At 58.7% G+C, this 12,106-nt stretch carries 16 protein-coding genes; 14 read left to right on the plus strand and 2 right to left on the minus strand.

What is annotated here, in order from left to right:
- Nucleotide 1 precedes the first annotated feature (1 nt).
- From EDC30_RS08705 to EDC30_RS08760, 12 genes are all read left to right on the plus strand, one after another.
- Nucleotides 2–1,051 carry a baseplate J/gp47 family protein gene (locus tag EDC30_RS08705; RefSeq protein ID WP_132258431.1) on the plus strand — a complete coding sequence of 350 codons (1,050 nt, stop codon included), beginning with the start codon at nucleotides 2–4 and terminating at the stop codon, nucleotides 1,049–1,051.
- Nucleotides 1,042–1,632, plus strand: a complete 591-nt coding sequence (locus EDC30_RS08710) for a YmfQ family protein (protein ID WP_132258432.1) — start codon at nucleotides 1,042–1,044, stop codon at nucleotides 1,630–1,632. Before EDC30_RS08705 ends, EDC30_RS08710 begins: the two co-directional genes overlap by 10 nt.
- Nucleotides 1,633–1,635: 3 nt before the next feature.
- A complete protein-coding gene (locus tag EDC30_RS08715) occupies nucleotides 1,636–2,328 on the plus strand; it encodes a tail fiber protein (RefSeq protein WP_132258433.1) in 693 nt (230 codons plus the stop codon).
- Between the two features lie 9 nt (nucleotides 2,329–2,337).
- Nucleotides 2,338–2,928, plus strand: a complete 591-nt coding sequence (locus EDC30_RS08720; protein WP_132258434.1) for a hypothetical protein — start codon at nucleotides 2,338–2,340, stop codon at nucleotides 2,926–2,928.
- Between the two features lie 6 nt (nucleotides 2,929–2,934).
- A complete protein-coding gene (locus EDC30_RS08725) occupies nucleotides 2,935–3,462 on the plus strand; it encodes a hypothetical protein (protein ID WP_132258435.1) in 528 nt (175 codons plus the stop codon).
- An 8-nt stretch (nucleotides 3,463–3,470) separates the two neighbouring features.
- Nucleotides 3,471–3,821 (plus strand): hypothetical protein, encoded by a 351-nt coding sequence (locus EDC30_RS08730; protein WP_132258436.1) that lies wholly within the window; start codon nucleotides 3,471–3,473, stop codon nucleotides 3,819–3,821.
- Nucleotides 3,822–3,833: 12 nt separating this feature from the next.
- Nucleotides 3,834–4,376, plus strand: a complete 543-nt coding sequence (locus tag EDC30_RS08735) for a glycoside hydrolase family 108 protein (protein ID WP_132258437.1) — start codon at nucleotides 3,834–3,836, stop codon at nucleotides 4,374–4,376.
- A gap of 2 nt (nucleotides 4,377–4,378) precedes the next feature.
- Nucleotides 4,379–4,900 (plus strand): hypothetical protein, encoded by a 522-nt coding sequence (locus EDC30_RS08740; protein WP_132258438.1) that lies wholly within the window; start codon nucleotides 4,379–4,381, stop codon nucleotides 4,898–4,900.
- 181 nt (nucleotides 4,901–5,081) lie between these two features.
- Nucleotides 5,082–5,870 (plus strand): DNA adenine methylase, encoded by a 789-nt coding sequence (locus tag EDC30_RS08745; RefSeq protein ID WP_132258439.1) that lies wholly within the window; start codon nucleotides 5,082–5,084, stop codon nucleotides 5,868–5,870.
- A gap of 332 nt (nucleotides 5,871–6,202) precedes the next feature.
- Entirely contained in the window at nucleotides 6,203–6,439 is a 237-nt protein-coding gene (locus EDC30_RS08750) for a hypothetical protein (protein ID WP_132258440.1), read from the plus strand.
- A 230-nt stretch (nucleotides 6,440–6,669) separates the two neighbouring features.
- Nucleotides 6,670–7,839 carry a zinc-dependent alcohol dehydrogenase gene (locus EDC30_RS08755; RefSeq protein ID WP_132258441.1) on the plus strand — a complete coding sequence of 390 codons (1,170 nt, stop codon included), beginning with the start codon at nucleotides 6,670–6,672 and terminating at the stop codon, nucleotides 7,837–7,839.
- A gap of 37 nt (nucleotides 7,840–7,876) precedes the next feature.
- Nucleotides 7,877–8,440: a hypothetical protein gene (locus EDC30_RS08760; protein ID WP_207907243.1), complete on the plus strand. Its 564-nt coding sequence runs from the start codon at nucleotides 7,877–7,879 to the stop codon at nucleotides 8,438–8,440.
- A 78-nt stretch (nucleotides 8,441–8,518) separates the two neighbouring features.
- Here the strand turns inward: EDC30_RS08760 and EDC30_RS08765 are convergent, their stop codons facing one another.
- Both EDC30_RS08765 and EDC30_RS08770 read right to left on the minus strand, forming a co-directional pair.
- Complete coding sequence (locus tag EDC30_RS08765) at nucleotides 8,519–8,725, minus strand: hypothetical protein (RefSeq protein ID WP_132258442.1); 207 nt, start codon at nucleotides 8,723–8,725, stop codon at nucleotides 8,519–8,521.
- A 112-nt stretch (nucleotides 8,726–8,837) separates the two neighbouring features.
- Complete coding sequence (locus tag EDC30_RS08770; protein ID WP_132258443.1) at nucleotides 8,838–10,016, minus strand: GGDEF domain-containing protein; 1,179 nt, start codon at nucleotides 10,014–10,016, stop codon at nucleotides 8,838–8,840.
- A gap of 260 nt (nucleotides 10,017–10,276) precedes the next feature.
- On the opposite strand from EDC30_RS08770, the gene EDC30_RS08775 reads away from it, so the two are divergent.
- Together EDC30_RS08775 and EDC30_RS08780 are read left to right on the plus strand one after the other, a co-directional pair.
- Complete coding sequence (locus EDC30_RS08775) at nucleotides 10,277–10,918, plus strand: HD domain-containing protein (protein ID WP_132258444.1); 642 nt, start codon at nucleotides 10,277–10,279, stop codon at nucleotides 10,916–10,918.
- Between the two features lie 79 nt (nucleotides 10,919–10,997).
- Nucleotides 10,998–12,056, plus strand: a complete 1,059-nt coding sequence (locus EDC30_RS08780) for an NAD(P)-dependent alcohol dehydrogenase (protein WP_132258445.1) — start codon at nucleotides 10,998–11,000, stop codon at nucleotides 12,054–12,056.
- Nucleotides 12,057–12,106: the final 50 nt, after the last annotated feature.

Raw genomic sequence — 12,106 nt, forward strand, 5'->3', positions numbered from 1 at the left:
CATGCCATTTACAAGACCGGAACTTATTGACTTGCGCGACGCGGCGTATGCCGACATCGAGCGCATTCCCGGCGCCGATGCGCGCCTTGCCTTTGGCAATCTGAACGTACTGGCCCACATCGTTGCCGGTGCCGTCGACGGGTTGTATGGCTATCTGGACTGGCAAAGCCGGCAGTTGCTGCCGGACACAGCGGACGCCGAGGTGCTGGACCGCCATGCGTCGATCTGGAGCGTCACGCGGCGCCCCGCTGAACCTGCGTCCGGTGACGTCACCGTGTCCGGCGCTATCGGCACTGTCGTACCAGCCGGGACGCTTTTCGTGCGGACCGACGGCCAGCAGTTTGCAAGCACGGTGGAGGTGGTTCTTGCTGGCGCCACGGCTGCAGTGAATGTCCAGGCGGCGGTTGCTGGGGTGCTATCGAATACGGCGGCCGGCTCGGCCATGACGCTGGTGTCCCCCGTTCCCGGGCTGGCCAGTGCTGCAACGGTTGCTGCCGGCGGGCTGGTAAACGGCTCTGACGTCGAAACGGACGCGGCTCTGCGAGCCAGGCTGCTGAAGCGTGTCCAGTCGCCACCGGACGGCGGATCCATGACCGACTATGAACAATGGGCGCTTGAGGTTCCCGGTGTCACACGGGCATGGGTCTATCCGCTGGAGTTGGGGCCGGGAACGGTGACGGTTCGCTTCGTTCGTGACGGCGATGTGAGCTTGATTCCTGACGCCGGCGAGGTTGCAGCCGTTCAGTCCTATATCGATGCATTGCGGCCGGTTACATCAGCGCTGACGGTCGTGGCGCCGGTTGCCTCTCCGATCAACTTCCAGATTCAGCTGACGCCGGGATCGGCTGCGGTAAAGGCTGCGGTCGAATCTGAACTGCGCGATCTGATCAAGCGCGAGGCGGCGCCCGGGAAGACCCTGCTGGTCAGTCACATTCGTGAGGCGATCAGCATTGCGGTCGGTGAAGAAGATCACGTCCTGATTGCGCCAGCGGCGAACGTTGTGAATGCAGTAGGCCAGATCGCGACCTTCGGGGGCATTGTATGGAGCTGACAAGGGAGGACTATCAGCGCCTGCTGCTGCAGCTGCTACCGGAGGGGCCGATCTGGCCGCGTGACCTTGACACAGTGATTGCAAAAGTATTGGGCGCATTGTCGGACAGTCTGGTGCGGGTAGACCGCCGTGCTGCCGACGTGATGGGCGAGATCGATCCGCGGCAGACCCGGGAGTTGTTGGTCGACTGGGAGCGGAATTTCGGTCTGCCTGACGGGTGTATGTCCGACACGCCGACCGGTGATGAGCGAAGGCTGCGACTGCATCAAAAAGTTGCATGGCAAGGCGGGCAATCCAAGGCATTTTTTATCGGCCTGCTTGAGGCGCTCGGCTACCCGGGCTGCACGATCACCGAATATCGCCGCATGACAGTCAACAGTAAGTGCGACGCGGCGATCAATCAGGGTGGGTGGTGCTACGCGTGGCGAGTCAACGTCCCTCTAACTGTGAACGTGAAGGTCATGACTTGCAATAGTTCCTGCGACGCGCCGCTTGCACGGTGGGGTGATCCGGGCCTGATGTGTGTGCTGTCCCAGCATAAGCCGGCACATACGATTCTTTACATTTCCTATGGAGTTTAAGCAATGAGACGAATTTCTACGGCGACCAAGCAGGTCGACAAGTTCGGCGCAGGCAAGCATGGTTTCCGCGACGGTGATCCGGTAAATGCGATCTCTGCCACTGATCTGGAGGCACAGTTCTTTGATCACGTGCAGGAAGAGTTGTGTGCGATTGTTGAAGCGGCAGGCGGTGCTGCGGACGGCAGCTCGCGGAGCCAAGTCGTCAATGCGATTCTTTCGCTGATTGCTGCAAATGGCAGCGCACCGGGGAAAGTGGCTTATTTTGCGATGTCCTCGGCTCCTGCTGGCTATCTGAAAGCGAACGGTGCTTTGGTGTCTCGCACGACTTATGCGGCGCTGTTTGCGGCAATCAGCACGACATTCGGTGCCGGTGATGGTGTAACAACATTCAAGCTGCCGGACCTGCGAGGGGAATTTATTCGGGGATGGTCTGATGGAGCAGGCGTTGATAGTGGGCGTGTTTTTGGTAGCGCACAGACTGATGCTATGCAGGGGCACGTACACCCTGGATGGGCCAACGCGACGGCTGCTAGTGCAACGGATACCCCCGCTGGGGCTGGTGGAACACAGTACACAGGGATCATCAATAACCCAAGTACAGGCAACCCCGCCACTGACGGTGTGAACGGCACTCCAAGAACCGCAGCAGAAACCCGTCCGCGCAATATTGCGCTGTTAGCGTGCATTAAATATTAAGGTGCCAATATGGAATTTATTACAGTCTTTCAACTTGATCCGAATGGCATCTTTATTGGTGAAACCGTCGCAGACCGCTCCCCGTTGGAGGAGGGTGTTTTCCTGGTTCCAGATGGCTGTGTACAAGAGCCTCCGCCTGCATTTGTCGCAGGCAAGCTGCGTGCCTTCGTTAATGGTGCATGGCAGTACCAGGATCCGCCATTGCTGCCGGATAGCATTGGCGAGGATCCTGCCCCTCCGGCATTGGAGCAGATGCGCATGCAGGCAATCCGTTCGTTAAATGAGCGGTGTCAGGCGATTGCCGACCATCTGACAGCAAGTTATCCCGATTTTGAGAAATTAACTTGGGAAGATCAGCGCCGAGAGGCGGTCGCATGGCAGGCGGATTCAGCTGCGCCGACGCCCTACATCGATGGGCTTGCCGTGTTGCGGGGTATCGATCGGGTCGAGTATTTGACGCGAACCCTTGCCAAGATCACGTCTTTTGCATCAGCGGCGCAACGACTTGTTGGTTTGCGGCAGAAATATGAGGACCAATTCAGAGCTGCCACATCGCCAGAGGAAATCGCAGCGATCAACCCGGTCATTACATTGGAATAAATCGCCATGAAAATCGCCTTCTACAAGGGGCGGGAGCGCCTCTTCAATCGGTTCGTCAGCTGGTGGACGCGCGGGCCGTACTCGCACTGCGAGGCTGTCTTCGATGGTTTTCGCGGTCTTGACGGTCCGGTCCTGTGCGGATCCTCGTCCTTCATGGATGGCGGTGTGCGCACCAAGATGATCGAGCTTATTCCAGAGCACTGGGACATCATCGATGTGCCCGCGATCGACGGTTTGCGGGTGCTTGACTGGTTCGCCAGGCACAAGCGTGACCGGTATGACGTGATCGGGCTGCTGTCCACCTCGGTTCCAATCGTCGAGTCGAGAAAGCGCTGGTTCTGCAACGAGGCCGTCGGTCACGCTGCAGGGCTGTCAGAGGCGTGGCGCTTCAACCCGAACGGGTTCGCGCGCATCGTGGAGCTGCTGCCGGGCAGTAAATGGGTTCAGGGTGGGCCGCCGCTGGCTGGTAGTACGGCGCGATCAAAACAATCAAAAGAACCAAAACGACCCGCTTCGGCGGGTTTTTCTTTATAGGGGCGGCAATGCCAGCACCGGCAGATTTTGACTGGAGTAATCCAGCGACATGGGTTGTAGGTTTGGCGAGTGCTGGCTTGGGCTTCTATACCCTCATCCGGACATTCAAAAAAGACAGTCGGAACGACAAGCAGGAACAGCAGATCGACACGTCGGTGCAGCAAATTATTACGACCCTTCGTTCCGAGGTGGAGCGGCTGGTCGGAAGAATGACCGACATGGAGCATGAGCTGGTCCGGTTGCATGAGGAGCGCAACGAGTACTTGAAAGAGCGTACCGAACTGATGCGGGAGCGGGCGCTGCTGATCTCCAGGCTGGAACGGTGCGAGGCAGCCGATGCGCAGGCAAAACTACTATAGAAGGCATCCACTATGAAATTTGAAGAAAAACTGGATGAACTGGTCGGCGTCGAGGGCGGCTACGTCAACGACCCGGCTGATTCAGGGGGAGAGACGATCTGGGGCATCACTGCCGCCGTGGCGCGGGCTTTTGGCTATGCCGGCGCCATGAAGGACATGACGAAAGCGCAGGCCAAGGAAATCTATCGTGCGCGGTACTGGACGCAACCGAAATTCGATCAGGTCGGCAGGCTTTCCGCGCCGATCGCTTACGAGCTGTTCGACACCGGCGTCAACATGGGGCAAACCGTCGCCGGCAAGTTCCTGCAGCGCGCGCTGAATGTGCTGAACAATGGCGCCACCATTTTTCCGGACCTGACCGTCGACGGCGCGATCGGGAAGATGACGCTGTATGCCTTGGAAACGTATCTCAAGGCGCGCGGCGTGACTGGCGAGAACACCCTTCTGAAAATGCTCAATGCCCAGCAGTCGGTGCGGTACCTCGAGCTGGCAGAGAGCCGACCCAAAGACGAACGATTCATGTTCGGATGGCAAACCAACCGTGTGGAGATGTAAAGATGGATCCAGTGACCATTCTCATGGGCCTCGCGCAATTTGCGCCGGCCGTCATCAAGTGGGCAACCGGCAGCGACAAGGCTGAAGAGGTCGCCGGCAAGGTAATCGACGTGGCCAAGGCGGTCACCGGCCGCGATACCCCGGACGCCGCGCTGGCTGCTATCCAGGCAGATCCAGCGCTGGCGATCGAGTTCCGCAAGGCTGTCATGGCCAACGAACTCGAATACGACCGCATGTTCCTTGCGGACGTCCAGAGTGCCCGCGATCGCGATATCAAGATGGCTGCCGCCGGCAACCGGAACTACCGCGCCAATGTTCTCGCCGGCATGGCGATCCTGCTGGTCATCGTCTGCCTGATGGTCGTGGTCTGGATGAGCGATCTGGACGACTATGCAAAGGGCACCATCACGCTGATCTGCGGCCGTGCCTTGGGCTGGGTCGAGCAAATCTTCTCGTTCGAATTCGGCACCACGCGCTCGAGCAAGACCAAAGACGACACGATTTCGAGGTTGTCAGGGTCGTAATTCACTCAGAAGGGAAGCTGGCGACGATCGCCGCCAGCCTAATAATTCAAAGACAGAGCGCCTGCCCGGTTGCGTCAACAACCGAACAGGCCTCAATCCACTGAGCAAGCCAGTGAACCGAGCAAGGCTCTGCCACCTCCCGGGAGGCGCGCAAAGTCTAGCACAGAAGAAAGAGTTCACCATGGCAACACCAATCATTCCTTGGATCGGTGGCAAGCGCCGTCTTGCCGATAAGTTAATTCCACAGTTCCCGCCGCACTCCTGCTACGTCGAAGTGTTCGCCGGCGGCGCGGCGCTGTACTTCATGCGGCCGCCGGCCGAGGTCGAGGTCATCAACGACATCAACGGCGAGCTGGTCAACCTGTACCGGGTCGTCAAGAATCACCTCGAGGAATTCGTCCGGCAGTTCAAATGGGCGCTTTCCAGCCGGGATGTGTTCAAGTGGCTGCAGGATACGCCGCCGGAAACATTGACCGATATTCAACGCGCCGCGCGCTTCTTCTACCTCCAGCAGCAGGCGTTCGGCGGCAAAGTCTCTGGCCAGACGTGGGGCACCGCGACGACGGCGCCGGCCGTCAACCTGCTGCGCCTCGAGGAAACACTGTCCGCTGCTCACTTACGGCTTTCCGGGGCGTATATCGAGAACATGGACTGGGCCAAGTGCATGGAGCGGTATGACCGGCCGCACACCTTTTTCTATCTGGATCCGCCGTATTGGGAAACGGAGGGCTACGGGGTGGAGTTCGAGCTGGACCAGTACGAAAAGATGGCCGACATCCTGCGAAACCTGAAGGGCAAGGCGATCGTGAGCCTGAACGACCATCCGGACATCCGGCGGGTCTTCGACGGCTTCTACATCGAGACAGCGCCGATCCAGTACACGGTCGGCGGCGGTGCCAAGACGGTCGACCGGATGGAGGTCATCATCTACAGCTGGGACAAGCCAGGCGATCCGGCCGGGCTGTTCTGAGCCTCGGCGGACTTCTAATCGGCAGTTCGAATCCCGAAACGGGGGCTTCCAGGCACCGGCAGCGGCGGGCGATGAAATGACAGCTTTTTGCCAGCATTTCTGTGGAACCCGCATGAAATAAGGGGATTTGGTATATTCGAATCCCCCCCTCTCCGCCAGAATAGAAAGCCCCGCACTTGCGGGGCTTTCTGTTTTGGAGGACAAAAAGCCAATGAATCAGCTCCCAAAGCTCTCCACATTGGCATAAATCCGCCTACTATCGGGAATCCTCTGCAGTTTCGCCATCTAATACGACTACGCACTGCGTGAATTCATCGATTCTCAGGAAAACAATGGCAACCACGATCAAGCATAGAAGAACCAATATCGTCACCCTGGAAGACGGCGACACCATCGCCGCCACGTGCGCTCCCGACGACATTGCGCTGGTCGCGGAACATGATGGCTGGTGGATCCACTTTGTCGGCGAAGATGGCAGCGTGGAAAGCTATGACGAGCCCTACCCGACCTACAATCAAGCCCTGTGGGCAGCCAAGGCGGCAGCCGAATATTCTTCCGCCGAAGAATAACTGCCACATATCACGACGAATTAATTCACTCGAATAAATTCAGGCACGGCACCCGGCCTGAAAATTGTCGCACCTGGCGAAACTTTCCAGGAACGCCCAGTCTTATCAAATAAGCCAGCCTGTTGGCAACCCGCTTTGTCTCTTGCCGCACACTCACGTGTCGCGCAGGAAGCGTCCTGTTGCGCTGTTCACTTAGCCGGGCCACCACGTCAATTTTTCAAGGAGGTGCCATGCTTGCCATGAATTACAGAGGTCCTTACCGGGTACGCGCCGAGCAAAAATCCGATCCGGTCATCGAGCATCCGAACGATGCGATCGTGCGCGTATCCCGTTCCTGCATTTGCGGCTCGGATCTCCACTTGTATCATGGCCTGGTGCCGGACACCCGCGTCGGCATGACGTTCGGGCATGAGTTCACCGGCGTCATCGAAGAAGTCGGGCCAGGCGTGCAGAACGTCAAGGTCGGCGATCATGTCTTGGTGCCTTTCAATATTTATTGCGGCTCGTGCTTTTTCTGCCAGCGCGAACTCTACGGCAACTGTCACAACGTCAATCCGGAAGCGACCGCAGTCGGCGGCATCTACGGTTACTCGCACACCGCCGGCGGCTACGATGGCGGGCAGGCGGAATTCGTGCGCGTGCCGTTTGCCGATATCAGCGCGACCGTCATCCCGAATGACATCCATCCCGACGATGCCGTGCTGCTGACGGATGCGCTGCCGACCGGTTATCAGGCGGCCGAGATGGGCGATATCGAAGAAGGCGACACCGTGGTCATTTTCGGCGCGGGACCGGTTGGCATATTCGCGGCCAAGTCGGCATGGCTGCTGGGCGCGGGCCGCGTCATCGTCGTCGACCATGTCGAGTACCGCCTCGAATTCGTGAAGAACTATGCGCAGTGCGAGGTCATCAATTTCCTCGAAGTCGATGACATGGCCGTGCATATCAAGAAGATCACCGACTGGCTGGGCGCGGATGTCTGTATCGATGCCGTCGGTTGCGAAGCGGCCGGCAATGCGATGCAGCGCCTCACTGGCCGCTATCTGAAACTGCAATCGGGTTCGGCCACTGCCTTGCACTGGGCGATCAATTCGGTGCGCAAGGGCGGCACCGTTTCCATCGTCGGCGTGTATGGCCCGACCTTCAACGCGGTCCCGATCGGCAATGCCTTGAACAAGGGCCTGACGCTGCGCATGAACCAGGCCAGCGTGAAACGCCATCTGCCGCGCCTGTTCGAGCATATCCGCGCCGGCCATCTCGATCCCAAGCAAATCATCACCCACCGCGTGCCGCTGGAAGAAGTGTCGGATGCCTATCATATCTTCGCCAGCAAGCTCGACAATTGCATCAAGCCGATCCTGGTCCCGCCGCGGGCACCGCGCTTCGACATGATTCACTAAGCCGGAATCGATAACGTATTGGAAGGAGTGCCCACACATGGAACCTCAATTCAGCATGACCACCCAGCGCGACCACAGCGGCACCAGACTGGACGCGCAACAGGAAGCTAAGCGCAAGTCAGCTTCCGATTACTCCCACATCAAGGGATGGGGCGCGGACCTCGATCACAAGAACCGACCGGCGTATCCGATGGAACGCAAGCCACCGCGCCTGGAAGGTTTGCATTGGCATGACATCGAAGACCAGCCATTGAGGGTGAAGGTCTACCATTCGATCGAGCGCCCCGGCATTACGCCCGTGTTCGGCACCAGCACGCCGCCGAGCGGGGTAAGCGGCAAGATCCGCGATGTCGCGTATGGCTTGAGTGAAAACGATATCCGCCACTGGCTGATGCTGCTGTTCGCCGACCGCGTCAACGTGGTCGAAGGCATTCTTCACGACCTCTCGCGCGGCCATATCCCGAATATCTTCGCTGAAATGGGATGGAAAGCCGAGATGAAGCATCGGCCCGGCCGCCTGGCCTTGAAGGTGGCCGTCACCGCCACCGTGCTGGGGCTGGGCTACAAGATGCTCACGCGCAGGAAAGCGCGTTCATATTGAGCTTCAGACTCCGCTATCGGTAACGTCACCTGCCGATAGCGGAGTCTGAAGAAAGGCAAGCCATCTGCGCTCGCTGGCTCACGTATGTTGGGAAGTGAATTGCTTGATTGCTGCAATCCGCCATTCCCGAATTTCATCGAAATCGCACACCTGCGGCACAGGCGTATCCACGTAATAAAAGTGCCAGTCTTTTTTATCCCAGCGCACCTTGCGCTCGCCCTCTGCAGTAATCGCCCGGCAAATTTCACCATCGTATAAATGGGACAATGCGTAATCAGCCCTCATGCTCCATCCTCTGCGTGATCTCTGAATGAAAAGAGATTAGAGAGGCTATGTGTGTCCCGGTTCTCACTGCATGCAAGCGATGCCATGCATGGCGGCGAATCGGCTGGGCGGATCAGGCTGAATGGAGGCAGGCATCCGCAGGCAGCCGGGGATTCGACGCCACCCGGTCCCGGCCATTGTCTTTGGCCTCATACAAGGCTTCGTCAGCCCGCTTGATTAAGGTTTGCAAGCTATCGCCATCGGCACGGACGGCAACGCCAATACTGACTGTCAGACCCGCATGTTCCTTGCCGGTCATGCCTGCCTTGATCTTTTTGCTCAATTTATTGGCGACCGCGACGGCTCCCGGCAACTCGGTTTCCGGTAGCAAAATGGCAAACTCGTCGCCACCCATCCGCCCGAGGCAATCGACGGCGCGCAACTGCTCTTTCGCGAACCGGGAAAACAGCATCAGGGTGCGGTCACCGGCGTCGTGACCATACGTGTCATTGACCGGCTTGAAATTATCGAAGTCGATCAGCAAGAGGGCCAGCGGACGATGATGCCTTACTGCACGCGCCAGTTCGCGCTCGCTGATTTCAAAAAATCCTTTTCGCGACAGGGCGCCGGTGAGGAAATCGTGATTGGCGGCATACTCGACCATGGAAATGATGCGCCGATGCGCCAGCAGCAGGCCGCCGAATGCCAGGGCCGGCAATGCCACCGCGGCGGCAGACATGAGGATCACACTACCGTCCTCCGACTGCAGCAGCGAGGCTGGCGGTTGCGGCGCCACCAGCATCCAGCCCATGCGGGCCAGGTGGCCAAGGCTCACCAGGCTGCACATGGTCAGGATGAAGCATTCAGTGTAATACGGCTTGTGCCATTGCGCGCGGGACTGCAGCAGCGTCACCGCGATGCCGCCGGCTATGCCGATCTGGAATAGCGAGACGATGACGCTGCGCGCCAGGAACGAGTCATGGACATAATGAAAAAACGCGATCGCTGCCATGAGCGCCGGCACCGCGATCGTCAAGGCTAGCGAAAAAGGCCGTCGCGTAAAGAAATAGCGGTAGGCGACGAACAGCGTTGCGGACGCCGCCGCGTAGACGCCATTGGCCATTTCATAGGCGATCAAGGGCGGCAACTCGCGGCCGAACGCATAAAGCAGGTTGCCGCCAATGCCGAGCACGGTTGCCGCCAGAATCTGGTTGACGCCGCGCACCCGCCTGGTTTGCAAGGCCAGTATCACCAGAAACGACAGCAAACAAAATAGGGCGCCGATGAGGAACGCTTGTTTGGCACTAGGCATGAGATGCGTTCCAGCCAATCAGCGAAAAAATTAAATTGTTCAAAAATGACATGTTTGGGTAAAGCGGGACTTATCGGTTCAAAGACTAACCGGATCCTTTAGCTGTGGGAGAATGTCGGCCATTGTCATATTGCTGTCTGAATGCAGTCAGCGCCGGCCACATGGATTGCAGAACTTGCGCAATTGCGTCAGTCGAAATAGTACCTTACCTCCGCCGGCTTTTTTCAAATCCGTAGCATTTGCCTGCCATTTAGCCTGATATGAGTGAACTCCTCGCCACATGGAAATCTCGCTTGATTAGTGTTGCATCATCAGAGAACCAGGACGATGCCGCCCATGACGTCAACCATTTGCACCGGGTGTGGCAAATCGCGCAAGCCTTGTTGGCCAGTCATCCCGAGGCGGATGCGCTGGTGGTGCTGGCGGCCTGTTATTTGCATGACCTGGTCAACTTGCCGAAAAATCATCCGGATCGTGCGCAGGCTTCGCGGATGGCAGCGAACCTGGCTTGCACCAGATTGGCGGCATCCGGCTTTCCGCAGGAGAAACTGGACACCGTCCGACATGCGATCGAAGCCCACAGTTTTTCCGCAGCGATTCCAGCCCTGACCATCGAAGCGCAAATCGTGCAGGATGCCGACCGGCTGGATGCCCTGGGCGCCATCGGCCTGGCGCGGCTTTTTTATACTGCCGGGAAAATGGGGTCGGCCCTCGCCCATCCTTCCGATCCGCTGGCGACGCAGCGCGCGCTGGACGACCGGCTTTACGCGCTGGACCATATCGAATGCAAGCTGGCCACATTGCCGGCGACCATGCAAACCGAGGCCGGGCGCCGGCTCGGCGAGCAAAGGCTGGCCTGGCTGCGCGGATTTCGCGACACCTTTGCGGAAGAATGGGGTTAGGCTTAGCCGGCCTGGAACTTGACTCGGGCGCGCCAGTCCACCTAGTCTGATTGTCTTGTCCAATTTGAAAGGCCTCGCCATGCTTGCATCCACCGGATATGGCGCCACCAGCGCTACCGAACCGCTCGCCAAAATCGATTTCGAGCGCCGCGACCCGAAACCCAACGATGTGCAAATCGATATCCTCTACTGCGGGGTTTGCCACTCGGACTTGCACACCGCCCGCAATGAATGGGGCAATACGGTGTACCCGGTCGTGCCGGGACATGAAATCGTCGGGCGCGTCACCAAGGTCGGTAACGAAGTCACGCGCTTCAAGGAAGGCGACCTCGTCGGCGTGGGTTGCATGGTCGATTCCTGCCAGCAGTGCAGCGCGTGCGGCGAAGGCCTGGAGCAATATTGCGAAAACGGTTTCGTCGGCACCTATAACGGCGAGGAAGGCCACACCGGCGGCATGACGTACGGCGGCTATGCCAGCAATATCGTCGTGCGCGACAAGTTCGTGCTGAAGATTCCGGCAAACCTCGATCCGGCCGGGGCCGCGCCCTTGTTATGCGCCGGTATCACGACGTTTTCGCCGCTGCGGCAATGGAAAGTCAGCCCGGGCCAGAAAGTCGGCATTGTCGGTCTCGGCGGCCTGGGCCACATGGGTATCAAGCTGGCGCATGCGATGGGCGCGCATGTGGTGTTGTTCACCACCTCGCCCGGCAAGCGCGAGGATGCCAAGCGGCTCGGTGCCGATGATGTCGTGGTATCGAAGAATGCCAGCGAGATGAAGGCGCACCGCAATTCCTTCGACTTCATTTTGAATACGGTGGCCGCGCCGCATTCGCTCGACCCCTTCCTGGACTTGCTCAAGCGCGATGGCACCATGACCCTGGTCGGCGCGCCGGCCACGCCCCATCCCTCGCCGCAAGTCTTCAGTCTCATCATGAAGCGGCGGCGCCTGGCGGGTTCGCTCATCGGCGGCATTGCCGAAACCCAGGAAATGCTGGATTTCTGCGGCCAGCACAATATCGTGTCGGATATTGAAATGATCCGTATCCAGGATATCAACGAGGCGTATGAGCGCATGCTGAAGAGCGATGTGAAATATCGCTTTGTCATCGATATGGCGTCATTGAAACAGCCAAGCTGATACACGCGGGCAAAAACGGTCGCGCTACCCGGGGAGTCGGCAAGCAGGCT

This window comes from Paucimonas lemoignei (genome assembly GCF_004342585.1).
Taxonomy (GTDB): Bacteria; Pseudomonadota; Gammaproteobacteria; order Burkholderiales; family Burkholderiaceae_D; genus Paucimonas; species Paucimonas lemoignei.